24 protein-coding genes and 1 tRNA gene are annotated in these 26272 nt (G+C 64.9%); 11 read left to right on the top strand and 14 right to left on the bottom strand.

Going from position 1 to position 26272, the window contains the following annotated elements:
- Positions 1–65 precede the first annotated feature (65 nt).
- From LN047_RS03910 to LN047_RS03890, 5 genes are all read left to right on the top strand, one after another.
- A complete protein-coding gene (locus LN047_RS03910; RefSeq protein ID WP_152383404.1) occupies positions 66–491 on the top strand; it encodes a hypothetical protein in 426 nt (141 codons plus the stop codon).
- A gap of 898 nt (positions 492–1389) precedes the next feature.
- Positions 1390–1536 (top strand): hypothetical protein, encoded by a 147-nt coding sequence (locus LN047_RS03905; protein ID WP_175157260.1) that lies wholly within the window; start codon positions 1390–1392, stop codon positions 1534–1536.
- Positions 1533–2810 carry a DUF1173 family protein gene (locus LN047_RS03900; RefSeq protein WP_152383403.1) on the top strand — a complete coding sequence of 426 codons (1278 nt, stop codon included), beginning with the start codon at positions 1533–1535 and terminating at the stop codon, positions 2808–2810. Before LN047_RS03905 ends, LN047_RS03900 begins: the two co-directional genes overlap by 4 nt.
- 114 nt (positions 2811–2924) lie before the next feature.
- Complete coding sequence (locus LN047_RS03895; protein ID WP_227741350.1) at positions 2925–3284, top strand: hypothetical protein; 360 nt, start codon at positions 2925–2927, stop codon at positions 3282–3284.
- Positions 3281–4225, top strand: coding sequence for a site-specific integrase (locus LN047_RS03890; RefSeq protein ID WP_227741349.1), 945 nt, complete (start codon positions 3281–3283; stop codon positions 4223–4225). Before LN047_RS03895 ends, LN047_RS03890 begins: the two co-directional genes overlap by 4 nt.
- A gap of 24 nt (positions 4226–4249) precedes the next feature.
- On the opposite strand, the gene LN047_RS03885 is transcribed toward LN047_RS03890, so the two are convergent.
- The 6 genes from LN047_RS03885 to mnmC all read right to left on the bottom strand — a co-directional run bounded on the left by LN047_RS03885 (position 4250) and on the right by mnmC (position 11588).
- Positions 4250–4325, bottom strand: a tRNA-Lys gene (locus LN047_RS03885).
- Positions 4326–4456: 131 nt separating this feature from the next.
- Positions 4457–5254, bottom strand: a complete 798-nt coding sequence (locus tag LN047_RS03880; RefSeq protein WP_056320831.1) for a MetQ/NlpA family ABC transporter substrate-binding protein — start codon at positions 5252–5254, stop codon at positions 4457–4459.
- 45 nt (positions 5255–5299) lie between these two features.
- The gene (locus LN047_RS03875) at positions 5300–5953 is read right to left on the bottom strand and encodes a methionine ABC transporter permease (protein WP_062841659.1); all 654 of its coding nucleotides are present in this window, start codon (positions 5951–5953) and stop codon (positions 5300–5302) included.
- Positions 5910–6998, bottom strand: a complete 1089-nt coding sequence (locus tag LN047_RS03870) for a methionine ABC transporter ATP-binding protein (protein WP_279213199.1) — start codon at positions 6996–6998, stop codon at positions 5910–5912. Before LN047_RS03870 ends, LN047_RS03875 begins: the two co-directional genes overlap by 44 nt.
- A gap of 224 nt (positions 6999–7222) precedes the next feature.
- Entirely contained in the window at positions 7223–9448 is a 2226-nt protein-coding gene (locus tag LN047_RS03865; RefSeq protein WP_373981181.1) for a TIM-barrel domain-containing protein, read from the bottom strand.
- Positions 9449–9716: 268 nt separating this feature from the next.
- Complete coding sequence (gene mnmC, locus LN047_RS03860) at positions 9717–11588, bottom strand: FAD-dependent 5-carboxymethylaminomethyl-2-thiouridine(34) oxidoreductase MnmC (protein ID WP_373981180.1); 1872 nt, start codon at positions 11586–11588, stop codon at positions 9717–9719.
- Between the two features lie 136 nt (positions 11589–11724).
- Here mnmC and LN047_RS03855 point away from each other — a divergent pair, with 136 nt between their 5' ends.
- On the top strand, positions 11725–12600 hold the full coding sequence (locus LN047_RS03855) for an inositol monophosphatase family protein (RefSeq protein WP_280002945.1): 876 nt from the start codon (positions 11725–11727) through the stop codon (positions 12598–12600).
- An 8-nt stretch (positions 12601–12608) separates the two neighbouring features.
- Here LN047_RS03855 and LN047_RS03850 read toward each other — a convergent pair whose 3' ends face one another.
- On the bottom strand, positions 12609–14309 hold the full coding sequence (locus LN047_RS03850; RefSeq protein ID WP_373981179.1) for an AMP-binding protein: 1701 nt from the start codon (positions 14307–14309) through the stop codon (positions 12609–12611).
- Positions 14310–14386: 77 nt separating this feature from the next.
- Between LN047_RS03850 and LN047_RS03845 the strand changes: the two genes are divergently transcribed.
- A complete protein-coding gene (locus tag LN047_RS03845) occupies positions 14387–15583 on the top strand; it encodes a M20 aminoacylase family protein (RefSeq protein WP_175236540.1) in 1197 nt (398 codons plus the stop codon).
- A gap of 7 nt (positions 15584–15590) precedes the next feature.
- Here LN047_RS03845 and LN047_RS03840 read toward each other — a convergent pair whose 3' ends face one another.
- On the bottom strand, positions 15591–16481 hold the full coding sequence (locus LN047_RS03840; protein WP_373981178.1) for a LysR family transcriptional regulator: 891 nt from the start codon (positions 16479–16481) through the stop codon (positions 15591–15593).
- 115 nt (positions 16482–16596) lie between these two features.
- On the opposite strand from LN047_RS03840, the gene LN047_RS03835 reads away from it, so the two are divergent.
- The 4 genes from LN047_RS03835 (at position 16597) to pagP (ending at position 20369) form a co-directional block, all read left to right on the top strand.
- Positions 16597–17691: a YeiH family protein gene (locus LN047_RS03835; RefSeq protein ID WP_373981177.1), complete on the top strand. Its 1095-nt coding sequence runs from the start codon at positions 16597–16599 to the stop codon at positions 17689–17691.
- Between the two features lie 97 nt (positions 17692–17788).
- Positions 17789–18199 (top strand): acyl-CoA thioesterase, encoded by a 411-nt coding sequence (locus tag LN047_RS03830; protein ID WP_056320808.1) that lies wholly within the window; start codon positions 17789–17791, stop codon positions 18197–18199.
- Between the two features lie 10 nt (positions 18200–18209).
- Positions 18210–19682, top strand: coding sequence for a magnesium transporter (gene mgtE, locus LN047_RS03825; protein ID WP_062841653.1), 1473 nt, complete (start codon positions 18210–18212; stop codon positions 19680–19682).
- Between the two features lie 132 nt (positions 19683–19814).
- The gene (pagP, locus tag LN047_RS03820; protein WP_152383395.1) at positions 19815–20369 is read left to right on the top strand and encodes a lipid IV(A) palmitoyltransferase PagP; all 555 of its coding nucleotides are present in this window, start codon (positions 19815–19817) and stop codon (positions 20367–20369) included.
- Between the two features lie 5 nt (positions 20370–20374).
- Here the strand turns inward: pagP and LN047_RS03815 are convergent, their stop codons facing one another.
- The 6 genes from LN047_RS03815 to LN047_RS03790 form a co-directional block, all read right to left on the bottom strand.
- Positions 20375–20986: a gamma-glutamylcyclotransferase gene (locus LN047_RS03815; RefSeq protein ID WP_056320800.1), complete on the bottom strand. Its 612-nt coding sequence runs from the start codon at positions 20984–20986 to the stop codon at positions 20375–20377.
- Between the two features lie 161 nt (positions 20987–21147).
- A complete protein-coding gene (locus LN047_RS03810; protein ID WP_056320797.1) occupies positions 21148–21606 on the bottom strand; it encodes an Lrp/AsnC family transcriptional regulator in 459 nt (152 codons plus the stop codon).
- 17 nt (positions 21607–21623) lie between these two features.
- Complete coding sequence (locus LN047_RS03805; protein WP_373981176.1) at positions 21624–22403, bottom strand: SDR family oxidoreductase; 780 nt, start codon at positions 22401–22403, stop codon at positions 21624–21626.
- Between the two features lie 176 nt (positions 22404–22579).
- Positions 22580–24274: a thiamine pyrophosphate-binding protein gene (locus LN047_RS03800; RefSeq protein ID WP_056320792.1), complete on the bottom strand. Its 1695-nt coding sequence runs from the start codon at positions 24272–24274 to the stop codon at positions 22580–22582.
- A 68-nt stretch (positions 24275–24342) separates the two neighbouring features.
- A complete protein-coding gene (locus LN047_RS03795; protein ID WP_217618977.1) occupies positions 24343–25329 on the bottom strand; it encodes a tripartite tricarboxylate transporter substrate binding protein in 987 nt (328 codons plus the stop codon).
- Positions 25329–26090 carry a GntR family transcriptional regulator gene (locus LN047_RS03790; RefSeq protein ID WP_062841649.1) on the bottom strand — a complete coding sequence of 254 codons (762 nt, stop codon included), beginning with the start codon at positions 26088–26090 and terminating at the stop codon, positions 25329–25331. The genes LN047_RS03795 and LN047_RS03790 overlap by 1 nt, the downstream gene beginning before the upstream one ends.
- Between the last annotated feature and the right edge of the window lie 182 nt (positions 26091–26272).

Here is a 26272-nt window from a genome sequence, read left to right as displayed (position 1 = left end):
GATTCTAACCCGTATTTGGGTTATTTCAACCCACATATATGCACGCCGGCGCGGCATAGTTCCGTATGGCAAAAAAAGCTACAGAACTCGTCGGCACGAACGTCGATCAGCTCATGCGTACGGCTGGTCTATCTAATGCCGCGCTTGAGAAGAAAACGAACGGCCGCCTGACGCGGTCGACGGTTGACCGTGTTCGTCGCGCGCAGGGAAGCGCAGGAGTGGAAAGCGTTGCGGAAATCGCACGGGCTTTTGGTTTGGACCTTTGGCAATTGTTTGTCGAGGACCTGGATCCGGCACATCTGCCGTCGTTAATGACCGAGCCCGTGGCAGGAACCCTGCCCCTCTCAAAGGAAGAGCAAACTTTGTTGGAGTGCTTCCGCACCCTCAATCCTGCATTCCAGCAGCTGATTTTGAACGATATAGAACGTTATTCAGAGGCTGAGCGTCAAACGCTTGCAAAAAAGGGGGAATCCCCCAAGCGACGCGCATAGATTCCCGCAATGGCGGATCGAAACCACGACGGGTGCCACTGTCTACTGGTTGGATATAGGTACAAACGGCAGCTTGCGGCCGAAATTTAGGCCTTTTGTTACCAAATACGAAAACAATGTCCTTTTGTTCGCCCCTAACTCGGCTAGAACACGGCTGCCTTAGTAAACCCATATTTGGGTTGACAACGTTTATTTACGGGTTATCATGTTCGCACACACCCAAATATGGGTTGCCGCTCTTTAACAATACGCACAGAAGTAACGTCCTGCGCCGCCCGAGAGGGCGCCGCAGAAGGGGAGTTGGCTGCGAACACGGAAAGCCCCGGGGACGAAAAGAAGCAGCAAAAATCTAGGGGTCCCGTAGAGGCCCGTGAAGTCCGGCCAGGTGCGGCAAGCATGTGGTTGAAAAAATCTGTTCAGGCGCAGAGCCTGGAAGACCACCTAGATCTCGAGATGAGGCAGGAAGGGATCAACGATCCCGCCTTCCCACCAGCCCTTCGAGTGAAGGGCGCGAGCGCCTAAGCAGAATGTCTATGCCCTCCGTGGCGAGTAACGGCGGGGCGAACACCCGGCCGGGAGAACAACTGGCCTGCGCCGTGCAAGTCGGCAGGAATCCGCCAGCGTCGTGGTATCTCGCTGGCGGCATCCGAATCGGCGTTCAGTAATCGACTGAGAGGTGTTTAGCAGCTAAACGCCTCCGGCTGAGCGCTCCGATTCGGATGTGTACGCTCCAAAGTCGCAGCAAGGCCGATACGCCTTCTGCTGTTTAGCGCCTAAACACGCTGCCATCACTTGCAGGAGGGAGGACGACCCGACCTTACGTCGGCCTCTGCATTCTGGCGACGCGCTCGCGTCTGCATGTGCCCCCCTCATCCGCCATCTCGCACATGAAATCTTGATGAAGCAATTTTTCGTCTGGACGATCGCCGCGTTGATCTTCGCGGCGGGCTACGCGCTCTACCTCATCTATTCCGATGTCAAAGACGTCTGCGCAAAACAGCAATTCGTGAGCACAACGCTTTGTGCCACCTTGGGAGGCAAATGATGGACCGCAAGGTTTACCCGGTGGAAATAACGCTCGGTCCCAACAAACGCCCTTACTCCCCTGAGTTTCAAACGCTGGACGAATACAAGGAGGGTTGGAAGCGAGTCCTGCTGATGGCTCATGGAAAGGCGGACGTGCGCTGCACGTGCCCCGGTGCCGGTGAAAAGCGCCTCTCAATTCACAGCAGGGCCAATTCCGACAGGTTCCATCTCGCCCGCTTTCCAGAGACGGGCGCCGAGCATAGCGAAGACTGTATCTACTACGGCGTCGATCCCAGCATGTCCGGCCTTGGCTCCTATCGCCGCGGTGTCGTGCAGGAGCTGGATGACGGCGCAGTGAAGATCAAGCTCAAGGTTGGGCTGCAACAGCGCGCGGCTGTCGCGCCTGATGAAAGCAACAATGCCGGACTGGCCGAGACGAAGGTCGCCACCCCTCGACCCCGGTCCGGCCAAGCAAGCATGACACTGCTCGGCCTGCTTCATTTCCTCTGGACGCAAGCCGGCCTGAATACGTGGACTCCCGGCATGGAAGGCAAGCGCAACCTCGGCGTGGTTCACCACCACCTGATGCGTATCGCGACATCGACCTATGCAGGCCGCGCTCGACTGTCGCAAAACCTCGTGATTGCCACGCAGCCCGGCTCGGGGCAGCAGGCGGGACACAACAAGGCTAAGAGTCTCGAAGCGATCACACAGCGCCGCCGCCTGGTCATTGTTGCGCCGCTCGCCCAGCATCAGGAAGGAATGGACGGCAGTGAAGTACTGCCTATCGCCGGGTTTCACGGCATACCTTTCATGGCCTTGGACGAAGGCATCTGGGCAGCGCTCGAGCGCCGCTTCGGCCGCGAGATTGACGCTTGGCGCGCTGGAAACCCAATCATCGCGGTTGCGCAAACAGATCCGCCGAAATCCTCGGCGGGCAACATGCGAGCGCAGGTCGTGGACATCGCGCTCATGCAGATCACGCGTGACTGCATCCCGGTCGATTCGGGGTATGAAGTTCTGATCGCTGAGAAGCTCGTTGCGGAGAAGCGCCGATTTGAAAAGCCCCTGCGATTCGACGCAGGCGAAGACGCGGTCTTTCCCGACTTTTGGCTGCGCGACCTGCCTGAGCCGATCCCCCTTGAAGTTTGGGGCATGTCCGGCACGGATTACTTGTCGCGCAAAAAAGAGAAGGCTGCGCACTATGACGAAACATTCGGTGCCGGAGGCTGGTGGTCGTGGAATGCCGCGATCGGTGACCCAGTGCCCGAATTGCCCCCCAAAACCGCCTAGATGCTCCCCGTGAGGTGCCACCATTGCCGCCATGGTTCTGCATGAACTGCTTCCGACAGGCGCGGGCGGATGAGTCGACCCCTCGGGTATGCATCCAATTTAGAGGTGTTCACGATGCTCAATGCACTTTCCGTGCAGACCACGGATGAAAAGGCGCTCACGCTGCATGAAGCCGCTGAACGCCTCAATGTTTCCTACAGCACAATCTTCAGCTATCGCAAGGAACTTGGATTTCAGCTTAGGGCGCGTGGCGCCTGGCGGATCTGGCCTTCGCGCCTTGCTGCATTCTCGGAAAAGAAGAACAATGTCACCCAGCTATCGCTGCGGGTCTTGGGAGAAGCACCATGCCCATCCGCAAAGATGAAACCTCAGGTATCTGGCAAGTTGATATCCGCGTCCCAGGCCTCCCGCGAGTTAGATGCTCTTCTGGAACATCGGACAGGCAAGCCGCGCAGGAATATCACGACAAGTTGAAGGCTGATTTGTGGCGCCAAGCCAAGCTCGGTGAGCAACCCGACCGCTTGTATGAAGAAGCCGCTGTACGGTGCCTTCGACTTTGGGACGGCCTGCGAGACTACGACAGCAAGGTCCGGCACATTGCCTACTGGCGCACGCAGTTCTCTGGACGCGCCATTCGCTCTTTAAAATTCGACGAGATCGCGGACAAGCTGCCCACTCACACGACGCACCGTCATCGGAAACCCACTCCAGTCAGCGCAGCTACGAAGAATCGTTATCTTGCAACGATGCGCCGAATGCTCAAGCTATGCGAGGAGTGGGATTGGATCGACAAGTGTCCCAAGTTCGCCGAGTTCGTCGAGCCCGATAATCGAGTGCGCTGGGAACCAAAGGACGTTATCGGCCGCTTGATTAGCGCCATGACGCTCGAATGGATGCGGGACGTGAGCTTGGTCGCAGTAGCCACCGGTATGCGCGAGGACGAACTGCTCTCGCTCAAGCCAAGCAACGTCGACATGCCGCGCTCCAATGCCTGGGTCATCGCAGAAGAGGCGAAATCCGGTTACGCACGTTCTGTGCCGCTCAACGCGGATGCTCTTGCAGTCCTGCAGCGTCGGATTCCCAAGGCGAAGAAGTACGTCTTCGAGAGGCCGTCGCGCGACGGCCTCGTCCGCAAGATTGGTCAGGTCGATGCGCGCTGTCTTCGCCGCGCTTGCGCAGAAGTTGGCATTGACGACTTTCACTTTCACGACCTACGGCACACCTGGGCCAGCTGGCATGTACAGGCTGGCACGCCGCTCATGGTGCTGAAGGACCTCGGCGGTTGGGAGACACTGGACATGGTGCAGCGATATGCTCACCTGGCCCCGTCTCACCTCGCGCACCATTCGGCCACGGTCGAATTTTGGTCAAAGTCAGAACGCCAAGAAAAAACGCCGCTTGTAGAAGCGGCGTAAGTTCTTGATACTGCAAAGTTTTGATGGTGGGTTGTGCGAGACTCGAACTCGCGACCAACGGATTAAAAGTCCGCTGCTCTACCGACTGAGCTAACAACCCGACCGAAGCCCGAAATTATGGCGGATTTCGAAGGGCTTGTCAAAAAATGACAGCGTGCCATCCTGCCAGCGAAGCCAGGCAAGCAAACGGCCGCTCGCGGCGGCCGTTTGCGGGTCGTGCGGCGCGCTGGATTACCAGGCAGCCACCACCGCGCCCTTGAACTTGGTTTCGATGAACTGCTTCACTGCCGGGCTGTGATAGATGGAGACCAGCTTGGCGAACTCGGGACGGTCCTTGTCCTTTTCACGCACGACCAGCACGTTGGCGTACGGCGAGTCGGGCGATTCCTGGGCGATGGCGTCCTTGGTCGGGTTCAGTCCGGCTTCCAGCGCGAAGTTGGTGTTCACGGCCGAAGCGTCGGTGTCATCCAGCGAGCGCGGCAGTTGGGCGGCGTCCAGTTCGATGAAGCGCAGCTTCTTGGGATTCTCGACCACGTCGATCGGCGTGGCCTTCAGGCCCGCTTCCGGACGCAGCTTGATCAAGCCATTGGCCTGCAGCAGCAGCAGCGCGCGGCCGCCGTTGGTCGGGTCGTTTGGCAGCGCGATGCGGGCGCCTTCCTTCAGTTCGGACAGCGACTTGATCTTCTTGCTGTAGATGCCGATCGGGAAGATCACGGTCTTGGCGATGCTGACCAGCTTGTAGCCGCGGTCCGCGTTGGCGTTGTCCAGGTAGGGCTGGTGCTGGTAGCTGTTCAGGTCCAGGTCGCCGGCGGCCAGCGCCACGTTCGGCTGCACGTAGTCCGAGAACTCGATGACCTGCAGGTTCAGGCCCTGCTTGGCGGCTTCGGCCTTGACCACATCAAAGATCTGGGCGTGCGGACCGGCGGTGACGCCGACCTTCAGCGGCTTGTCCTGAGCCAGCGCGGGCTGGGCGAATACGGCGGCGCCCAAAGCGAACGCGGCCAGCGACTTCAAAACCTTGATGCTCATGTTGCGATATCCCGATATGACGGAAGTAGGAAAAAACGAAGAAGATCAGCGATGCGACATGCGGCGCACGAAGCGGTCGCCCAGGCTCTGGATGGCTTGGACCAGAACGATCAGCACGATCACGACCGCGGCCATGACGTCGGACTGGAAGCGCTGGTAGCCATAGCGGATCGCCAGGTCGCCCAGCCCGCCGCCGCCGATGGCGCCGGCCATGGCCGAATAACCGATCAGGCTGACCACGGTGACGATGGTGGCGGCGATGAGGCCCGGCAGAGCTTCGGGCAGCAGCACCTTCATGATGATCTGCATCGGCGATGCGCCCATGGCGCGCGCCGCGGTGATGAGGCCCGGATCGACCTCGCGCATGGCGTTTTCCGCGATGCGCGCCATGAAGGGAATGGCGGCCACCGACAAAGGCACGATGGCGGCGGTGGTGCCGATGGACGTCTGCGCCACCAATCGCGTGAACGGGATGATCGCGACCATCAGGATCACGAACGGCACCGAACGGGTCGCGTTGATGATGGCGCCCAGCACGTGGTTCACGGGCTGGTTTTCAAGCATGTTGCCGCGCGCGGTCACCGTCAGCGTGACGCCAAGCGGAATGCCGATGATCACCGCGATGGCGCTGGCCACGCCCACCATCAGCAGGGTGTCAAGCAGCGACGTAATAAGCAGGTCGATCAGTTGCGGACTCATGAGCTATTTCTTCAACGGTAATGTCACGGGCGTTCAAGGCGGCAATCCCGTCCTTGAGCGCGGCGGGCGTGCCTTGGGCCAGCACAAACATCGTGCCCACGGCCACGCCCTGGATGTCTTCGACGCGCGCCTGCACCAGGCCGACGTCCAGGCCGAATTGCCGGGTCAGGTCAGACAGGAAGGCACCCGATGCATCGGTGCCGGTCAGCGACAGGCGCAACAGGCGCACGGTCTGGCCGGGTTTGGCGGCGGCCAGCGCCTGGATGCGGTCCTTGACGGCGGCCAGCGTGGCGTCGGTCAGTTCCGAGGCGGTGGCGGCCGACACCATGTTGCGGGTCACTTCATGGCGGGGTTGGGCAAAGACCTCGCGGGTGCTGCCGATTTCGACGACCTCGCCCTGCGACAGCACGGCCACGCGATCGCAGACCTCGCGCACGACTTCCATCTGGTGCGTGATCATGACCACGGTCACGCCGGTCTTGCGGTTGATGTCCCGCAGCAGCGCCAGGATGTTGTGCGTGGTTTCGGGGTCCAGCGCCGACGTGGCTTCGTCGCTCAGCAGCACGTCCGGGTTGTTGGCCAGCGCGCGGGCGATGCCGACGCGCTGCTTCTGGCCGCCACTGATCTGGCTGGGATAACGGTCGCGCAGGTGTTCCAGCCCGACCAGCGCCAGCAGACGCTCCACGCGCGCCGGAATTTCAGCTTTGGACACGCCCGCGATTTCCAGCGGGAGGGCGACGTTGCCGTACACCGTGCGCCGCGACAGCAGGTTGAATCCCTGGAACACCATGCCGATGCGGCGGCGCTGTTCACGCAGTTGCGCTTCGGTCAGGCCGGTCAGCGCCTGCCCGCCGATGGAGATGTTGCCCTGGTTGGGACGTTCCAGCAGGTTGATGCACTGGACCAGCGTGCTTTTACCGGCCCCGCTGGGACCGATGATGCCAAAGACCTCACCCTGCTCGATGTGCAGGTTGATGCCTCGCAGCGCCTGGAATTCCCCATGCGGCGTGGCGTAGGTCTTGGATAGGTTCTCGATGTGAATCATGGCAAGCGATTTTGTATCTTTTCTCTTCTAAAGAGAACGACCGTTTTTTCCATTTTTAATAACTACAAGTAATATCAACTGCCGGCCCGGCGCCGCGGGGCCTCTGTAAAGCCGCGCAAACGCCTCGACAATGGCGATCCGGCAAAGACACAAAGGGCAGCCGGGAAGGAAAGCCTTCCTGACTGCCCTTTCTTTTCGGCGGCCGACTTTCGGCCGACCCGGGTTCAGCGTGCGCGCGAGATGCGGACTTCCGCGCCGCGGCGCTTCACTTCCAGGCCTTCGGACGGCGAGATCCGCAGCCCTTCCAGCCCCTTGATGTAGCTAGAACCCTGCATCTGCATCACGCGGATCTTGTTGCGCATGACGACGGGGTTATGCACCGGCATGCCGAACATCCAGACCTCGTCCAGGATGCGGGCCGAGTTGAACTCGCCCGTATGCTGCGCGGCGGGACCGAGACAGAGCATGTGACCTTCGCGGCCAAACACCGGAAACTGGCCAAGCTCGCAATCGATGGTCCAGGTGGTGCCGCCCTCGTAGCGATGGCCGGTGTTCAGATCCCACCACGCCTCGCCCTTGGGCAGGTACACGCGCACCTGATTGCCCGGTTCGGTGACCGGCGCCACCAGCAGGGCCGGACCCAGCAGGTATTGCAGATCCCATTCGTGGGCGTGCGGATCGTTCGGGAACGACAGCGCCATGGAGCGTTGCACCGGCAGACCGGTGCGGGCCGAGTCCTCGATGGCGCCCAGCACATAGGGCACCAGGCGGTAGCGCCACTGCATCCAGGTCTTGGCGTGGGACAGGGTTTCGTCGCCGAAATCCCAGGGCATCAGCCCTTCCACGCCCTGGAAGGAGAAATTGGCCGAGAACACGCCGGCGGTCAGCCAGCGCAGGTAAAGCTCGGGCGTCATGCCGGCGCGGTCGCGCGCGGCCGAACCAATGTTGTGCACCTGGACGGGCACGCCGCTGGAACCGATTGACAGGGACGTGCGCAGCGTGTGCCGCAGGCCTTCCCAGGTGTTGTCGACCTGCGGACCCACCTGCCACGGCAGGCGCTGGGCCGCCGGGAAGAGGTCCGCGCTGGGCACGACGCCTTCGGGCGGCACCTTCAATCCGGCCACCGCGTCGAACAGCGCGCGGCGCACCAGCAGGGGATACATCGTGCGCAGGGCCGGGCCTGTCTCGCCGTTGCGGGCGGTCACGCCATCGGGGATGGCAATCTGCGCGTCGCAGGCGGGCGCATCCAGACCGTCTTCCACCAATTGGCGGTGGCGCTCGACCCACAGGTTATAGATGTCGCGATAGGTCAGGTCGAGCAGGCCGTAGGGCTGACCGGATGTCGCCGCGTTGCCGTCGAACACCTGGGCAGCGCCGTCGTCCTTGGTCAGCAGCCAGCCGCGATCTTCCAGCTCTTCATAGAGCGGACTGGTCTTGATGACGCCCGGAAAGCCGGAGGCCGCCACATGCACGTTGTGTTTGTGAAAGAGCGCCAGCATCTGCTTGGCGTCGGGAAAGCGTTGGGCATCCCATTCAAAAACCGTCTTGTCCGCCTGGAAGCCCCACGCGATTGGCTGGGCCAACGTCACGGCATCCACCGGAATCTGGTTTTCGCGCATGCGCGCCACCAGGGCAACCGTCTGCGTGGGCATTTCGCCCGCGGCCTGCTGCAGCCACGCGCCCATGGCCCACAGGACGGGCTGGCCGGCGCGGCCGGTCAGCGCGGTGTATTGATTCAGGATTTCGGCGGGTTCGCCGGCGAACAGGAACAAGTCCAGCACCGCGTCATCGACGGTCAGCACATAGGCCGAGTCCGCCGGCGGGACGCCCACCGAATGTTCCACGCGGCGCATCGTATTGGCATAGACGCCCCAGCCTCGAGGACTCCAGGCCAGCGGCAGCGCGCGATGCTCCGGATCGTCGGAAACCACCGATTCCTCGCGGCGGTTCAGGTCCCCCGGGGTTTCGCCCAGACCGTAGATCCGCTCGTCGGCGGCCAACGTGAAACCGGCCGTCCAGACGGCATCGTCGGCCTGGTCCAGCGCGTTGTGCCCGAATGCGGGCGTATGCGCGGAAACCTCGGATTCGAAGACGCGGTCTTCGTTGCGGTACAGGGCGATGCGAACAGGATTGGCCTGGATCTCCAGGGCCACGTCGCCCTGGGTGATCCGCCAGCCGTCCCCGCCATCGCGAGGCGCGATGGTCGCTTCGCCCACCGCCTCCTGGCGCGCGAGCAGCATTTCGGCCACGGCGCGCGCACGCGCGCCCGGCTTGTCATCATTGAAGTGGTTCGCCTCGCCGCAGCGCAGGCGAAAAACTCCAGGCGCATGCGCCTCGACTACCAGATGCAACCCATCGCCCGCGTCGAAATCGATGCGACTGGGGCGGGACGTCAGCAGCTCGGCATTATCGAGCTGGGTAGTATGGGCAAAGTCGAACTTGGGCGGCACAGAGCATCCCCCGGCTTAAGCCAAAAACCATCAAAAGACGCTATTTTGACGGATTTGAGCTTTGAAATAAACTCGATCCCTCTTTTGGACGGTTATTTCATCCAAAAAAGGGGCATAAAGCCCTTGGCCTGCGTCAGGCGCGCAGATGCCGCCGAGTCGCCGAATTGCCGGCCCGAAAGGTCAAATGCGGCCTATTGGCGCCAAATTCCGGCAATTCTTACAATTCTACGCCAGCCGGGCGTGCCGCCCCGGGCGCATTAATTTTTTTTCATCGTGGTGAAACAAGCTGGACCAGATCGGTCTCCAGCGGCAGCGGTTCGCCCATCAGACGCGCCGCAATCAGGTCCCCCATCAGCGCCGACCACGACAATCCGCGCGACGCGTAGCCGGCGGCCAGCCACAGACCCGGTGCGTGGGGCAGCTCGCCGACGGCCGGCAGACGGCCCGGCAGGACGGCGCGCCACCCGGCCCAGCCGGGAAGATTGCCCGGAACCAGCACGTCAAATGCCGGGAAGTGGCCGGCAAGAAGTCCCGCCGCCTTGCCCAATGTGACACGCTGCCCTTCAGCGCCCACCGAGGCCTCAGCGGCGCCATGGACATAGGTGCTGCCGACCACGCAGCCCACGCCAATATCCGGCAGAAGATAGCCTTCGCCGCCGACGATGCAGCGCGGGCCGCCGTCCAGGGCCGCCGCGGGGATCAGCGTCACCTCGCCGGCCAGCGCGTGCATCTGGGCGACGCGGGGCAGCGGGTCCAGCAAGCCGCTGGCCGCCAGGACCTCGCGTGAACCCGCGGCATTGGCCAGGATCACGGTGTCCGCCCGGGCCAGTTCCGTCCCCGAGGCGTCCAGCACCCGCCACCCCTGCCCCGCCGGCGACACGCGGTCGGCCCGCCCCGCAATCACCGCCGCGCCGGCCGCGGCCAGCAGCGCCTCGATCAGCAGCCCGGGCTGCACCAGCATGCCTTGTGAAAAGAACACGCCGCCGCGCGCCACGGGCAGTCCGGCCAATGCGCCAGCCTCTTCCCGCGTCACCTGGCGCACCCAGTCCGCCGGAAAGGCCAGCGCTTCCAGGGTGCCCGCCAGCGCCGCCGACCGGCCGGCGTCGCGCTCGACCTGGACGGTGCCGCAGATCTGGGGCGCCGCGCCCCCCGGCAGCCCCTGCCAGCGCGCCAGCGCCCTTTCGCTGCCCGCCCGCGACAGCCGCGCCCGCGCATTGTCGTCGCGCGCCACCACCGGCGTGAGCGCAGCGGCCAAGTGGCCGGCATGGGCCGGCGCGCCCAGCGCGCGCCCCGCGTCCAACACGGTGACGCGCCACCCGCGCAGCGCCAGCGCGTGGGCGATCCCCGCGCCAGCCAGGCCGGCGCCCACGATCACGGCATGCTGTCCGGACGAGACCGCCGCGGGCTGCGCGGCAGTTCCCGCCTGGCGGACCTGCCCCACTGTCATATGCCATTTGCCCCCGTAACCGGGCGCGCGCCGCACGTCAAAGCCGGCGTCGGCCAGATTGCGGCGCAGTTCGCCCGTGCACGCCCAGGTGGCGACCGTGGCGTCTGGCGCCGCCAGATCGGCCAGGGCGCGCAGCAGCGGTGTCGCCCACATCTGCGGATTGCGATCGGGTGCAAAGCCATCCAGGAAAAATGCGTCCACCCGCGCGCCCAGCCGGGGGGCCAGCGCCTGCGCGTCGCCAAAGCCCAGTGTCAGCGTGACGGCGCCGTTCTCGAATTCCAGCCGGTGCAACCCCGGCAGCAGCGCCGGCCATTGCGCGGCCAGCGCGCGCGCCATGCTGGCCAGCGGCTCGGGCGCATGGCGCGCCAGCAAGGCGGCCATGTCGTCCCCCGAAAAGGGGTGAGCTTCCATCGAGACGACATGCAGCGCCGCAGGCCGTTGCGCGTCATCGCGCCAGGCCTTCCACAGCGCCAGGAAGTTCAGCCCCAGCCCGAATCCCGTCTCGCAGACGGTGAACGCCGCGCGCCCCCGCCAGCGCTCCGGCAGTCCGTTGCCCCGCAGGAAAACATGCTCGGCCTGGCCCATCGCCCCGGATGGGGAGTGGTAGACGTCCCCATAAACGGCGCTTACCAGCCTGCCGTCGGCGTCGACATCCCCCGTTGCGGGGACCAGCGGAACATAAGTCACAGACATTCAGCCCAAAGATACAAACATGATGAAGCGCGAATTATCCGGCCACATGGCCGTTCGCGTTGGATGCGCACCACGCGGCGAAAGGATTAGTCCGTTTGCTACAGGTTTGCCGCATTGGTGGGCTTACACTGGACCAATGGATACCTACGATCAGCCCCAATCGCTGGCATCGCCCATCGACCTGTGCGCCGCGATCGACGCGGCCGTCACGGCAGCTCATGCTGGCGCAGCCATCCTGCAATCCTACGCGCACCACCGCGCCGATCTCGTGATCGATCGCAAGGCCCGCAACGACCTCGTGTCCCAGGCGGACCGCGAGGCGGAGGCCGCGATCATCCAGGAATTGAGGGCCCGCACCCCCAAGTTCGGCATCGTCGCCGAGGAAACGGGCGGCAAGGCCCAAGGCGTGGCCACCTGGTACATCGACCCGCTCGACGGCACCACCAACTTCCTGCACGACATCCCGCATTACGCCGTCTCGATCGCCCTGATCGCGCATGCCGGCACCTCGATGTCCGCCAACGAAACGCTGGCCGAAGACACGCCGGTCATCGGCGTGGTCTACGACCCCAGCCGCGAAGAGCTCTTCACGGGCGTGTACGGCGTGGGCGCGTGGCTCAACGGCCGCCGCATCTCGTGTTCGCGCACGCAGACGATCGAAGACGCCGTGCTGGCCACGGGCTTTCCGTTCCGCGATTTTTCGTTCGCCGCGCAATACATGCCGATGCTGCACGACGCCATCAACCGCGCGCGCGGCGTGCGCCGCATGGGCGCCGCCGCGCTCGATTTGGCCTGGACTGCCTGCGGCCGGTACGACGGCTATTGGGAAATGGGCCTGGCGCCCTGGGACGTGGCCGCGGGCACGCTGATCCTGCGCGAGGCGGGCGGCGTGTGCACCGACATGCACAAGCAGGATCCCTGGCCGATCGGCGGGCGCGTCGTGGCGGGCAATCCCGCCATCGAACGCGCGCTGCACGAAATGATTGCGCCTCACCTGAACAAGCAAGGCTGAGGCGCCCGCTAGGCGGACGTCTTCGCGGGCGCTGCGGCCTGCGCATTAGGCCGCAGTTCGCGGCGCAGGATCTTGCCCACGTTGCTCTTGGGCAGCTCGTCGCGGAATTCAACGAAGCGCGGCCGCTTGTAGCCCGTCAGCTTGTCCTTGCACCATTGCTGCACCTGGGCTTCGGTCAGCGACGGGTCTTTCTTCACGACAAACACCTTGACCGCCTCGCCGGAGTGCTCGTCCGGCACGCCGATCGCCGCGCATTCCAGCACGCCCGGATGCTGCGCGACCGCGGCCTCGACCTCGTTCGGATAGACCTTGAAGCCGGACACCGCGATCATGTCCTTCTTGCGGTCCACGATGCGGGTGTAGCCCTGCTCGTCCATGATGCCGATGTCGCCGGTCCGAAAGAACCCATCGGCCGTCATCGAATTGCGCGTCTCGTCGGGCTTGCGCCAGTACCCCAGCATGACCTGCGGCCCGCGAATCCCGACCTCGCCACGTTCTCCGAGCGGCACCTCGTTGCCGGCATCGTCCAGGATCGCGACGTCCGTCGACGGCAGCGGCAGCCCGATGGAACCCGAATACGCGGTGGCATTGGTGGGATTGACCGTCGCCACCGGCGACGTCTCGGACAGGCCGTAGCCCTCGATCAGCGGCCGGCCCGTGATCTTCAGCCAGCGTTCGGCCACCTGCTGCTGCACGGCCATCCCGCCGCCCAGCGTCAGCCGCAGGCCCGAGAAATCCAGGCGCGCAAAGTCCTCGTTGTGCGCCAGCGCGTTGAACAGCGTATTGACGCCGGGAAACACATTCACCGGCGTCTTGCGCCACGCATTGATGAGCGAAGGCTGGTCGCGCGGATTGATGATGAGCACGTTGCGCATGCCCGCGTGCAAGGCATAAAGACCGCACACCGTCATGGCGAACACGTGATAGAGCGGCAGCGCGCTGATGATGGTGAGCTGCTGGTCCGCCATGTCGTGCACGACCGGCTGCGCGACCGCCTCGGTCTGCAGCACGTTGGCCACCAGGTTGCGGTGCGACAGCATGGCGCCCTTGGGCACGCCGGTGGTGCCGCCCGTGTATTGCAGCACCGCCACGTCGTCCATCGAGATGGCCGGCGGATTGAAAGGCAGGTGCGCACCCTCGTGCAGCAGCTTGGGCAGCGCCAGCGCGCCGTCGATTTTCCACGGCGGCACGATCTTCTTGATGTAGCGCGCGGCCAGGTTGACCAGCGGCGCCTTCAGGCCGCCAAGCAGATCGCCGGGCCCCGTCACGACGATGTGCTTAAGTTCGCCGCGATCGGCAACCTGCTGCAGGGTATGCGCAAAGTTTTCCAGGATGACGATGACGGACGCGCCGCTGTCCAGCAACTGGCGCTGCAATTCATCGGCGGTGTAGAGCGGATTGACGTTCACCAGCGTCATGCCCGCGCGCAGCGATCCCAGCATGCACACCAGATAGGCCGGCACGTTGGGCATCATCAGCGCGACCCGCGCGCCCTTTTCAAGATTCAACCCTTGCAGCCAGGCCGCGAACGCGCGCGCGTGCCCGTCCAGCTGCGCATAGGTGATGTCGCTGCCCATCGCCGTGCAAGCGATGCGCGTCGCGTACCGCTTGCAGGCCCGGTCCAGCAAGTCGGTCAGCGAGGAATATTCCTCGGTGGAGATCTCCGCAGGAACGCCTTGGGGATACTGAGCAAGCCACGGACGCGTCATGGTATTTGTCTCCATTAAATTGATTTTTGAATGATGATACCCTTTGTCCGTTCCCCCTATTTCCCCCGAGTTCGCTCATGAAACTCCTTGAACCCATCGTTGCCTGGCACCAGGATATTTCCAAGATCCGACGCGACATCCACGCGCATCCCGAACTGGCCTTCGAAGAGTTCCGCACCGCCGATGTGGTGGCGGCCAAGCTCGAGGAATGGGGCATCGAAATCCATCGCGGATTGGGCGGCACCGGCGTCGTGGGCATCATCCGCGGCAACCAGCCCGGCGATCGCGCGGTGGGCCTGCGTGCCGACATGGACGCGCTGCCCATGCAGGAAGCCAACACGTTTGCGCACGCCAGCAAGAACGACGGCAAGATGCACGCGTGCGGCCACGACGGCCACACCGCCATGCTGCTGGCCGCGTCGCAATACCTGGCCGAGCACCGCGATTTCGCGGGCACGGTCTATGTGATCTTCCAGCCCGCCGAAGAAGGCGGTGGCGGCGCCAAGCGCATGATCGACGACGGCCTGTTCACGCGCTTCCCGATGGAAGCGGTGTTCGGCATGCACAACTGGCCCGGCATGAAGTCCGGCCAGTTCGGCCTGACGCCCGGCCCCATCATGGCCTCCAGCAACGAATTCTCGATCGTCATCAAGGGCAAGGGCACGCACGCGGGCATGCCGCACCTGGGCATCGACCCGGTCATGGCGGCGGTGCAGATGGCGCAATCGCTGCAGACCATCGTCACGCGCAACCGCAATCCGCTGGACGCAGCCGTGCTCAGCATCACGCAGATCCATGCGGGCAGCGCCGACAACGTGGTGCCCAACCATGCCGAATTGCGCGGCACGGTGCGCACCTTCACGCTGGACGTGCTGGACCTGATCGAACGCCGTATGGAAGAAATCGCGCGCCACACCAGTGCGGCGATGGACTGCGAGGTCGAATTCACCTTCCAGCGCAACTATCCGCCCACCATCAACCACCCCGAGGAAGCGGCGTTCTGCGCCGACGTGCTCCGCGACATCGTCGGCGACGCCAACGTCAACGCGAATGTGCAGCCGACCATGGGCGCCGAGGACTTCGCGTTCATGCTGCAGGAACTGCCGGGCTGCTACGTCTGGATCGGCAACGGCACCGGCGAGCACCGCGACAGCGGCCACGGCCTGGGCCCCTGCATGTTGCACAACGGCAGCTATGACTTCAACGACGATCTGCTGCCGCTGGGCGGCACGTACTGGGTGCAGCTCGCGCTCAAGCGGCTAGCCAAGGCCTGATTCCGGCCTAGCCCTCCTGCCCGCCGACCGCCAGGCACATCGCCAGGAAGCGCTCGGCGGCGCGGGCGGCGGCATCGGCGTGCGGCACCAGGATGCTCAGCGTCCGCGTGAGCGGTTTGGGCAACAGCCGCAGCGCCGCCAGTGCGCCGTCTTCGTGCCGCATCGACATCACCGACACGAAACCCACGCCCAACCCTGCCCGCACGGCCTGCTTCACGCCTTCCACCCCGGCCAGCTCAAGGCCGACAGACGGGGCCAGCCCGCCATCGCTGAAGGCCCGTTCCACCAGCCGGCGCACGCCGGAACCCGGTTCACGCATCACAAGCGGCGAGGCCGCCAGATCCCGTAGCGTCACGGCGCCCTTGTGCGCCAGCGCATGATCGGCCCGCACGATCGCCACGACCTCGTCCTGGCGCCACGCATGCACCGCGGTATCGGCAGGCAATCCGGCGGGAACATCCCCTTCTATGAACGCCAGATCCAGCGCGGGCAGGCGCTCGACGATCTCGCGCGTGTTGCCATCGGACAGGTGCAGGCTCACGGCGGGAAAGTCGTGGCGAAAGTCCGCAACCAGACGGGGCAGCAGATAGCTGGCCGGCGTGGTGCTGGCGCCCAGCCGCAGCGCGCCGGTTTCCAGTCCGCGCCACGATTCCCGCACGGCCTGCGCCTGCCGGTACACCTGCCTCAGCTGACGCGCCTGCTCGGCAAGGCGTTCGCCGGCGTCTGTCAGCGCGATGCCGTGGCCGCTACGGCGGTACAGGGGCTCGCCAAACCACTCCTGCAAGGCGCGCAGCTGGCCCGAGACCGCCGGCTGCGACAAATGCAGCGCCTGGGCGGTGCGGCTGATATTGCCGGTATCGGCGACCGCGGCGAACGTGAGCAATTGATCCGGCGTCATGAGCGAACTGATATCAGATTTTCTGATATTCAATATTTAGATTGAAGATTTTTCAAATAATACGGCCGGATCTAATATTTCGTCTAGTTATGTAGTTATGCCCAAAGGGCCAGTAATGAATACCTCCACCACCACCGCCGTTCCGCTTCCCTCCACCCCCGCCGCCGCCCCGGCAGCGCCCGCTGCCGCGGCCACGCCCTGGCGCGACAAGCTCAATGGCGTGTTGTTCGTGGGCTTGATGGCCGGCGCAGTGATGCAACTGGCCGATCTTCCCTTCATCCGCCAACTAGGCTTCTCGCCGCTGGTCGTGGGCATCGTCGTCGGCATGCTTTACGGCAACTTCCTGCGCGGCACCATGCCCGCCGACTGGGGCGTGGGTGTGAACTTCACGGCGCGCCGCCTGCTGCGCATTGCGGTTGCCTTCTACGGCCTGAACATCAGCATCCAGCAGATTGCCGCCGTGGGCATGCCGGGGCTGGCGGTCTCGGTGGCCGTGGTGGTGGGCACGCTGCTGATCGGCACCGTGGTCGGCCAACGGCTCCTGGGCCTGGATCGCGACACGGCCATGCTGACCGCCGCCGGCAGCGCCATCTGCGGCGCGGCCGCGGTGCTGGCCTTCGAACCGACGCTGCGCGCCGCCCCCCACAAGAGCGCGGTGGCCGTGGCGACCGTGGTGCTGTTTGGCACGCTGTCGATGTTCCTCTACCCGGTCTTCTATCACGCGGGCTGGCTGAACTTCGATACCCAGGCGCTCGGCATCTATATTGGCGGCACCGTCCACGAGGTGGCGCAGGTGGTTGGCGCGGCCAGCAACATCGACCCCGCCACGACCGAAGTCGCCACCATCGTCAAGATGACCCGCGTGGCGCTGCTCGTGCCCGTGCTGCTGATCCTGGGCATGTACCTGCGCAGCGCCGCCTCGCACGCGGGCGGCGGCCAGGGCAAGGGGCAAAAGCTGCCCATCCCCTGGTTCGCCGTGGGCTTCCTGGCGCTGGCCATCGTCAATTCCCTGAACATCATTCCCGCGGATATCGTCGCCGCCATCCGCCGGCTCGACGTCTTCGCGCTGACCATGGCCATGACCGCGCTGGGCATCGAAACCCGCTTCGCCCAGATCCGCAAGGCCGGCCCTCGTGTCATGGCCCTGGGCTTCATCCTTTACGTCTGGTTGTTGGCTGGCGGCTACGGGATCGTCAAGCTGGCGACCTGATGACCACGCAAGGCGACGGCGGCGGGCGTCAACGCGCACGCCGCCGTCGCGTTTTTCCTGCATAATCGGCTGGTTCTCTAGCATTGGAGTCGGCCGCATGACCTCCAGCACCAAAACCCCGTTTACGACTCTGCCAGCCCATCGCGACGCGGTGTTGCGCGTCATGCCGATGCCGGCCGACGCGAACATCCACGGGGACGTTTTTGGCGGCTGGATCATGTCCCAGGTAGACATCGCAGGGTCCATCCCTGCCGCCCGGCGTGCCGCCGGCCGCGTGGCCACCGTGGCGGTCAATGCCTTCCAGTTCAAAGAGCCCGTGTTCGTGGGCGACCTGCTCAGCTTCTACGCCGCCATCGTCAAGACCGGCACCACGTCCATCACGGTATCTGTCGAGGTCTACGCGGAACGCCAGCGCCTGGACGCCGAAGTCGTCAAGGTCACCGAGGCCACGCTGACCTACGTCGCCACCGACGAAGCGCGGCGCAGCCGCCCTCTCCCCACACTTTGAGCCGTAACGCATGACGCAGTCCGCCGCCGCGCAGAAACCGCCCGCGACGCCCCGCCGCCTCGACCCGGAAGACGCCCAGACCGCCCTCGCGGAAGTCCAGGAGCGCTTGCGGCGCCAGCACCTCGTCGAAGAACTGGTTCACCGCCAGGAAGAAGGCGACGCCAAGGCGCCCCTGGTCGAAGACCTGGTGCACCGCCAGCACGAAGCCGAGTTGAAAACGCTTGTCGACGGCCTGCACCCCGCCGACATCGCCTTCATCCTCGAATCGCTACCCAAGGACGAGCGCCAGGCGATCTGGAAGCTGGTCAGCCCTGAGCACGACGCGGACGTCCTGCTCGAAGTCGAAGACTGGGTCCGCGAATCGCTGATCGAGGCGATGGATCGCCAGGACCTCGTCGCCGCGACCGAAAGCATGGACGCGGACGAGCTCGCCGACCTGGCGCCCGACCTGCCGCCCGACGTGGTGGCGGAAGTGCAAAAGGGCCTGACCGAGGAAGAACGCGCGCAGCTCCTGGAAGCCATGGGCTATCCGGAAGACAGCGTCGGCGCCATCATGGATTTCGAGATGGTGCGCGTGCGCGAGGACGTCACGCTCGAGGTCGTGCTGCGCTACCTGCGCCGGCTGCACGAACTGCCCGACCACACCGACCAGATCTTCGTCGTTGACCGCCAGGACAAGCTGCAGGGCATCCTGCCGCTGTCGCGCCTGTTGGTCAGCGAGCCCGAAACCGAAGTGCGGGCAGTCATGAATTCCGACTTCCTGACGCTGAACCCGCTGGATTCCGACGCCGACGCGGCCGGCGCCTTCGAACGTTATGACCTGGTGTCCGCCCCCGTGATGGACGACCAGGGCCGGCTGATCGGCCGCGTCACCATCGCCGACGTGGTGGACGTGATGCGCGAAGACTCGCAAGAGCAGGCGCTGTCGCGCGCCGGTCTGCAAGAAGAAGACATCTTCGCCCCCGTCACCACCGCGCTGCGCAACCGTGCGCCGTGGCTGCTCTTCAATCTCTGTACCGCCGCCACGGCGTCGTTCGTGGCATCGCAGTTCGAAGGCACGGTCAGCCAGATCGTCATCCTGGCCTTCCTGATGTCGATCGTGGCGGGCATCGGCGGCAACTCCGGCAACCAGACCATGACGCTCATCATCCGGGCGCTGGCCATGGGCCGCATCACGGGCCGCAACCTGTGGCAGCTCGTCAAGCGCGAGCTCTTCGTGACGCTGCTGGTGGGACTGTGCGGCAGCGTGGTGGCCGCCCTGTTCGCGTGGGTGATCTCGCACTCCGTGTCCATCGCGCTGGTGATGATGGCCGCCATGATCTGCAACATGCTGGTCGGCGCGTCGGTCGGCGTGCTGGTGCCCATGGTGCGCGCACGATTTGGCAAGGACCCGGCGATGGGCTCGTCGGTGCTGCTCACCTTCGCCACCGATTCGCTGGGTTTCTTCATTTTCCTGGGCCTGGCCACCATCTTTCTGTTGTAGCGCCCCCGCCACGACACGCCGCCGGATCGGCGGCAATACACCCGAATACGCGGGGATGACAGCCCCCTGACAGGGAAGACGACACGCCCTCCGTTACAGTAACGGAACTGTCATCTTTTCCCTGGGGCCGCCATGACCACCAGACTCCGAGCCGCGCTGTTCTGCCTGCTGTTGTCCGTCTTCACCGTTACCGCCCACGCTTGCGAAGACATGCCCTCATGGGCCAAGTCCGCGTGCAACCGCATCGACCAGATCTGGACCGAAGGCGGCAATGACCTGTATGTCAGCGGCTACGCCTGGCACAACCGCGCCAAGTACAGCGCCGAAAAGATCGACAGCTTCCGTGAACTGGCCTGGGGCGGCGGCTACGGGCGCAGCATCTACGATGAGGACGGGGATTGGCAGGGACTGTACGCGATGGCGTTTCTGGACTCGCATTCGAAGGTGCAGCCCATTGCCGGCTACGGCTTTCTGAAAATCGGCCAGGTCAGCGACAACTTCCGGCTCGGCGCGGGCTACACGGTGTTCCTCACCGCGCGCCACGACATCATGAGCTACGTGCCATTTCCCGGCATCCTGCCGCTGGTCAGCGCGGGGTACAAGGACGCCATGCTTTACGCCACGTACATCCCGGGCTCAAGCGGCGCTGGCAATGTGCTGTTCGTGTTCGGCCGCTGGCAATTCTGACCGCTTCAGAACGCGTGGCCCAACTTGCGCACCAGGTCTCCCAGGCGCCAGTCGTCGATGCCGTGCGCGCGCAACGCACGCGCCGTTTCCACCACGTAGTCCAGACAAGGCCCGGAATGCCCGACCGCATTGCGCACGGACGCCAGCAGGCGGTCGTCGCACAGATCGGCTGCGTACTCGCGGCAGGCGCGGTTCAACAGGAACACCAGTCCGCGCACGGGCGCATCGTCGGTGTGGCAGGTCAGCCAGCGCGGGCTGTAGGCGCCCGTGACCATCTCGCGCCGCCATAAGGCCTGAAAGACCTGCGGCACGTCGCTGGCCGCGATCTGAAACGCGACGCCCCGGCAACAGCCGCCACGGTCCAGGCCGAACACCAGCCCCGGATTGTCCGGCGATCCGCGGTGGTCATGCGACCACAGGCAGAGCGAGCGATGATAGCCCCGCACCGTGGCCAAGCGCCGTTCGCGCCAGGCAAAGCCGGGGTGCCATATCAGGGAACCGTAGGCAAACACCCACAGGTCGTCGACGCCGTTCCAGCCGGCCAGCAGGTCATCCACCGATGCTGCTTGCCGCGTTTTCTGCAATCCGGCGCAGCCGGCGGGCACTGCCAACGACATAGGGTCCTCTGATATCCCAAATCACTCCAAGACTGGAGTGAGCGATATCCTACGCCGCCCCTCACGCAAAAGCATTGCCAGATTGGGCCCGCGCAACACGCAGAAAGAAATTTGCATCCGCGGCGGCGCGGGCGGCAGAAAAAAATTTGCGCGCCGCGCGCCTACACCGCGTTCAGGGGCAATTCCGTGGTGCTTTTGATGACTTCCATCGAGAAGCTGGCGCTGACGTCCAGCAGGTCCACTGCCCCGATCAGCCGGCGGTAGAAGCGGTCATAGGCCGCCATGTCCTCGACCACCACCTTCAGCAGATAGTCGACGTCGCCCGCCATGCGGTGAAACTCGACGACGTTGGGCAACGCCATCACCGCGTTGATCAGGCTTTGCGTCCACTTCTCGTTGTGCTGGCTGGTGCGGATGGACACGAACACCGTCAGGTTCAAACCCAGCGCACGCGGGTCCAGCAGGATGGCGTTGCGCGCGATGACGCCGTCATCCTTCAGCTTCTGGATGCGGCGCCAGCACGGCGTCACGGAAAGGTTCACTTGCTCGGCCACTTCGGCGACCGAACAGGTGGCGTCCTTCTGCAGCAGCGCGAGTATCTTGAGGTCCGTCTGATCCATGGATGTTTTCGATGCCATCAGTAGGTCCCGGGGTAACCGCCCCCGTCGATCAGCAGATTCTGCGCCGTCATGTAGCCGGCGTGGGCCGAGCAGACATAGGCGCACAGCGCGCCCAGTTCCTCGGGCTGGCCGTACCGGCCGGCGGGATTGCTGCGCGCCCGCTCGTCCCACAGTTGTTCGAACGTCTTGCCGCCCTGCTCCACCATGCCCTGGATGTGCCGGATCTGCGCATCGGTGGCAAAGGCGCCGGGCAAGAGGTTGTTGATCGTGACGTTGTGGCGCACGGTCTGGCGCGCCAGGCCGCCCACGAAGCCGATCAGGCCCGAGCGCGCGCCATTGGACAGGCCCAGCTCGGCGTGCGGCGCCTTCACGCTGCGCGACACGATATTGACGATCCGGCCAAAGCGCCGCTCCACCATGCCGTCCACCACGCGGCGGATCATGTCGATCGGTCCCAGCATCATGGCGTCCAGCGCGGCAATCCAGTCGTCGTGCGACCAGTCCCGGAAGTCGCCCGGCAGCGGGCCGTCGGCGTTGTTGATCAGGATGTCGGGATGCGGACAGGCGGCGATTGCCGCGTCGCGCCCCTGCGGGAGCGTCAGGTCGGCAGACACCCAACCCACGCCGGTGCCGGTTTCATGCGATATCTCGGCGGCGGCTTCCTCCAGCGTCTTCGGATTGCGCGCCGCGATGGTCACCGCCACACCCTCGCGCGCAAGCTGCAAGGCGCAGGCGCGCCCCATGCCGCGGCTGCCGCCAAACACCAGTGCCTTTCTGCCGCTGATCCCCAGGTCCATGCCCGCCCCCTCTGCTGTCACGTTGACGGCGCCGGGCGCCCGCGGCCCGCCGCTCCGAAGCGGTCCAGTATAGGAGCGCGTCCGCCGGCGTGGAATTTTTTTCTAATCCGGCCGGCCAAGAAAAATGGGGCCCCGCGAAGGGCCCCATCGGCAATGCAGCGAATGCGGCTAGCGCATCAGCCCATCCATTGGCTCACGGGCGCCGCGGCGTCTTGCAGCGGCTGCGTCACCACGTCGATCAACGCGGGGCCGTCGTGTTCCATGGCGGCCTTGATCGCCGCGTCCAGCTTGGACGGATCCTCGACGCGCCACGCCTTCACGCCGTAGGCTTCGGCAATGCGCGCATGGTCGGTGCGGTTGAAGTCCACGCTGTAGTAGCGCTTGTCGTAACCGGCCTTCTGGCTGGCCTTGATCCAGCCATAGACCGAGTTCGAGAACACCACCATCAAGAGCGGCGCCTTGTGACGCACGATGGTTTCCAGCTCGCCAACCGTGAAGCCGAAGCTGCCGTCGCCCATCACCGACACGCACTTGGACTGCGGACGGCCGACCCAGGCGCCCAGCGCCGCCGACATCGAAAAGCCCAGCGCGCCGTGAGCGCGGTTGGTGATGAAGTGGCGGCCGGGGCGCGAGACATCGTAGTACGCCGAAAAATACGGGCACGGCGTGCCGGGATCCGCGCACACCACCGCGTCGTCGGGCAGCAGGCGGTTCAGCGACTGCACCACGCGCTCGGGCAGGATCGGCGCATCCAGGCTGGCGGCCAGCGGTTCAAGCTGCGCGCGGCGCGCAGCCTTGGCGCGGCCGGCCAGCACGGCGCCGTCGGCCGCATCGGAGGGCCGGTGCTTGATGCGCGCCTGCACTTCGGCGGACAGCGCCTCGAGCGCCAGCTTGGCGTCGCCCACCAGGCCGACCTCGGTCAGGTAGTTGGCGCCGATCACCATCGGGTCGATGTCGATGTGCAGGATCGGCACATCGCGATTCGGGAAGCGCCAGTGCTCGGTCGAGGTCGACCCCGCGCGGCAGCCCACGAAGAGCACCACGTCGGCGGCAGCCACCACATCACGCGTCGCCATCACGCCGCCGTTCGAGCCCACCACTCCCGCGTTCAGCGGATGGGTGTCGGCCAGGCTGCCCTGCCCGCTCACCGTCACGCAGACCGCGGCCTTGAGGGACTCGGCCAATTCTTGCAGCGCGCCGCTGGCGCCGGCGATGACCACGCCGCCACCGCAGATGATGACCGGCGAACGCGCGGCCACCAGCCGCTGCGCCGCGCGGGCCACGTCGGCGGGGTCCGGCGCAAACCGCATGGCCGGGAAGCTGCCGTGCTCGGGCTGCGCCCAGACATCGGACGCGTCGACCTGCTGCTTCATCACGTCATAGGGAAAGCACAGATGCGCCGAGCCGGGCTTGCCGGTCGTCATGGCGCGGAAGGCCGCGCGCACCATGCCCGGAATCTGGTCCGCGCGATCGATCGTGCGGTTCCACTTGGTCAGAGGGCGGTACAGCGCCTCCTGGTCCAATTCGGTCAGCGGGTACTTGCCGCGCGAGCCGACAGCCACGTCCGACGTGATGCCCAGCACGGGAATCGACGATTCGTTGGCTTCGACCAGGCCCGGCAGCAGATAGGTCGCGCCGCCGCCGCTGGGGCCTTCGCACACGCCGACCTTGCCCGTCACGCGGGCATAGGCATCCGCCATGTAGCCGGCGCTGCGCTCATCGCGCGTCAGGATGTGCTGCATGCCGTGATCCAGGCGGTACAGCGCGTCATACAGCGGCAGCGTGGTGTCGCCGCACAGGCCGAAAATGTGTTTGACGCCGTTGTGTTGCAGCATCCGCACCATCGCTTCGGCGCCGTTCATGTGTTCCATGTCATCTCCACGTAATTCGGGAGCCGGCCCGCAGCGGCGGCCTTGCCGCCGCGCCGGACCGACGCCGTTCAGTTATCCAGATTGATGTTGCTGCTCTTGATGAAGGCGCTCCAGCGGTCGTATTCCGACTTTACGTACGCATCCAGCGCCGGGCCATCGGAGGCCACGATCTCAAAGCCCGCTTCCGTGATCTTCTTCTTGATCTCGGGATCGGCCAGCACCGCCTGGAAGTCGGCCGTCAGCTTCTTGACGGTTGCCGGCGGCGTGCCCTTCGGCGCGAACATGCCGCTCCACGAATAGGCGACAAAGCCGGGAAAGCCCGACTCGGCCACGGTCGGCACGTTGGGCAGTTCGGGCAGGCGCTTTTCACCAGCGACCGCCAGCGGCTTGATCTTGCCGCCCTGGATCTGGCCACGCAGCGCCGCAAAGCTCAGCCACGTCATGTTGGCCTGGCCGCCGACCACGGCCTGGATGGCCGGTCCGCCGCCGCCGTACGGCACGTGCAACAGCTCGACCTTGGACAGGCGCTTGAGTTCTTCCGGCGCCAGGTGGTTCAGCGAACCGACGCCCGTGGAGGCGTAGTTGAACTTGTTGGGCGGCTGCTTGGCGGCCGCCGCCAGGAATTCCTTCAGGTTGTCCCCGGGCACGCTCGGGTTTGCCCCGATCACGAGCGGAAAGCGCACCGTCTGCCCGATGGCGACAAAATCCTTGAACGTGTCATAGGGCAGCTTGGGCTTCACGGCCGGATTGATGCCGTGATTGTCAAAGCTGACCAGCAGCGTGTTGCCGTCCGGCTCGGCCCGCGCCACGAATGCGGTGGCGATCTGGCTGGCTGCGCCCGGACGGTTTTCGACGACCACCGCGCGGCCGCCCATCTGCTGCGACAGGCGCGGCTGCAGGATCCGCGCCAGGATGTCGGTGCTGCCACCGGGCGGATACGGCACGACGAGTATCAGCGGCCGTTCCTCGGCCATCACCGGCGCGGCGACAAAAGCGCCCCCTGCCGCGGCCAGCGTGCATACCGCCGCCAGCGTCCGCTTGATCGTTTTATTCATCAGTTTTCCCCTGCTGTTGTGGTGTTGGCCGGCACTGCCTTGGCGGGTTCGGCCTGGTCCCGCATGTAAATGGTAGAAAAACCCGTGCGTATGACGTCGGTGATCTGGTCCAGCCGCCGGCCGATGTGCGCGCTGATGAGGGCGGGCAAGGCGTCGAGATCGCGCCGCTCCAGCGCATCCACGATCCGCAGGTGCTCGCCCTGCGTGTGGCTGCGGCGGCCCTGCTGCATGTCGATCCAGCGCACGAAATGAATGCGCGCATTGACGCTTTCCAGCGCGCGCACGAATTCCTCGTTGCGCGAGTAGCGCGCCAGCGCCAGATGAAAGGCTTCATCCAGTTCCAGCAGTCTGGCGGCATCGCTGTCTTCGGGTTCGTCGCGCGAACGCTCGACGAAGGCGCGCAGGCTGGCCAGCTCTTCGTCGGTGGCGCGTTCGCACGCGGCCCGCACGATGCCGGCTTCCAGCACCGCGCGATATTCGTAAAGGCTGTGAATCTGCTTGGCATCCAGCAGCCGCGCGATGAACCCGCGGTTGACCGACCGCGTCAGGAACCCCTCGACCATCAGCTGGTTCAGCACTTCGCGCAGCGGCGTGCGGCTGACGTTCAGGCGGCGCGCCAGTTCAACCTCGTTGATGCGTTCGCCCGGCTTGAACTCGAAACGCACCGCCATCGCCTTGACGGCGCCATACAGTTCGGCCTGTCCGGCCGACGTGCGGGCGGCGCGGGCAATGGGTCGCGTCGAGGGTTGGGAGAGCGTCATACCGGATCGCGTGGGCAAATTTCCAATCGGGATGAAGTGCATACTAAAGTGCATACACTTTATGCGGCAACCCGGGTTTGCCCCAAGCGCGCAAGGCCAGCTCCGTCTCACTGCGCGGACGCCAGGGAAACGACAGGCATGAAAAAGCCCGCCGGAAAGCGGCGGGCCGATCGACGGGCAGG

It is taken from the genome of Achromobacter sp. JD417, from assembly GCF_041879325.1.
GTDB classification, from domain to species: Bacteria; Pseudomonadota; Gammaproteobacteria; order Burkholderiales; family Burkholderiaceae_B; genus Achromobacter; species Achromobacter mucicolens.
Note: the sequence above shows the minus strand (reverse complement) of the source record. Positions and strands in the feature narration are given on the sequence as shown.

What these genes read in the sequence shown, in the direction of transcription:
- LN047_RS03910 (WP_152383404.1), top strand. Translation starts at nt 66, where the DNA reads ATGGCAAAAAAAGCTACAGAACTCGTCGGCACGAACGTCGATCAGCTC.
- LN047_RS03905 (WP_175157260.1), top strand. Translation starts at nt 1,390, where the DNA reads ATGAAGCAATTTTTCGTCTGGACGATCGCCGCGTTGATCTTCGCGGCG.
- LN047_RS03900 (WP_152383403.1), top strand. Translation starts at nt 1,533, where the DNA reads ATGATGGACCGCAAGGTTTACCCGGTGGAAATAACGCTCGGTCCCAAC.
- LN047_RS03895 (WP_227741350.1), top strand. Translation starts at nt 2,925, where the DNA reads ATGCTCAATGCACTTTCCGTGCAGACCACGGATGAAAAGGCGCTCACG.
- LN047_RS03880 (WP_056320831.1), bottom strand. Translation starts at nt 5,254, where the DNA reads ATGAGCATCAAGGTTTTGAAGTCGCTGGCCGCGTTCGCTTTGGGCGCC.
- LN047_RS03875 (WP_062841659.1), bottom strand. Translation starts at nt 5,953, where the DNA reads ATGAGTCCGCAACTGATCGACCTGCTTATTACGTCGCTGCTTGACACC.
- LN047_RS03870 (WP_279213199.1), bottom strand. Translation starts at nt 6,998, where the DNA reads ATGATTCACATCGAGAACCTATCCAAGACCTACGCCACGCCGCATGGG.
- mnmC (WP_373981180.1), bottom strand. Translation starts at nt 11,588, where the DNA reads ATGTCTGTGACTTATGTTCCGCTGGTCCCCGCAACGGGGGATGTCGAC.
- LN047_RS03855 (WP_280002945.1), top strand. Translation starts at nt 11,725, where the DNA reads ATGGATACCTACGATCAGCCCCAATCGCTGGCATCGCCCATCGACCTG.
- LN047_RS03850 (WP_373981179.1), bottom strand. Translation starts at nt 14,309, where the DNA reads ATGACGCGTCCGTGGCTTGCTCAGTATCCCCAAGGCGTTCCTGCGGAG.
- LN047_RS03845 (WP_175236540.1), top strand. Translation starts at nt 14,387, where the DNA reads ATGAAACTCCTTGAACCCATCGTTGCCTGGCACCAGGATATTTCCAAG.
- LN047_RS03840 (WP_373981178.1), bottom strand. Translation starts at nt 16,481, where the DNA reads ATGACGCCGGATCAATTGCTCACGTTCGCCGCGGTCGCCGATACCGGC.
- LN047_RS03835 (WP_373981177.1), top strand. Translation starts at nt 16,597, where the DNA reads ATGAATACCTCCACCACCACCGCCGTTCCGCTTCCCTCCACCCCCGCC.
- LN047_RS03830 (WP_056320808.1), top strand. Translation starts at nt 17,789, where the DNA reads ATGACCTCCAGCACCAAAACCCCGTTTACGACTCTGCCAGCCCATCGC.
- mgtE (WP_062841653.1), top strand. Translation starts at nt 18,210, where the DNA reads ATGACGCAGTCCGCCGCCGCGCAGAAACCGCCCGCGACGCCCCGCCGC.
- pagP (WP_152383395.1), top strand. Translation starts at nt 19,815, where the DNA reads ATGACCACCAGACTCCGAGCCGCGCTGTTCTGCCTGCTGTTGTCCGTC.
- LN047_RS03815 (WP_056320800.1), bottom strand. Translation starts at nt 20,986, where the DNA reads ATGTCGTTGGCAGTGCCCGCCGGCTGCGCCGGATTGCAGAAAACGCGG.
- LN047_RS03810 (WP_056320797.1), bottom strand. Translation starts at nt 21,606, where the DNA reads ATGGATCAGACGGACCTCAAGATACTCGCGCTGCTGCAGAAGGACGCC.
- LN047_RS03805 (WP_373981176.1), bottom strand. Translation starts at nt 22,403, where the DNA reads ATGGACCTGGGGATCAGCGGCAGAAAGGCACTGGTGTTTGGCGGCAGC.
- LN047_RS03800 (WP_056320792.1), bottom strand. Translation starts at nt 24,274, where the DNA reads ATGGAACACATGAACGGCGCCGAAGCGATGGTGCGGATGCTGCAACAC.
- LN047_RS03795 (WP_217618977.1), bottom strand. Translation starts at nt 25,329, where the DNA reads ATGAATAAAACGATCAAGCGGACGCTGGCGGCGGTATGCACGCTGGCC.
- LN047_RS03790 (WP_062841649.1), bottom strand. Translation starts at nt 26,090, where the DNA reads ATGACGCTCTCCCAACCCTCGACGCGACCCATTGCCCGCGCCGCCCGC.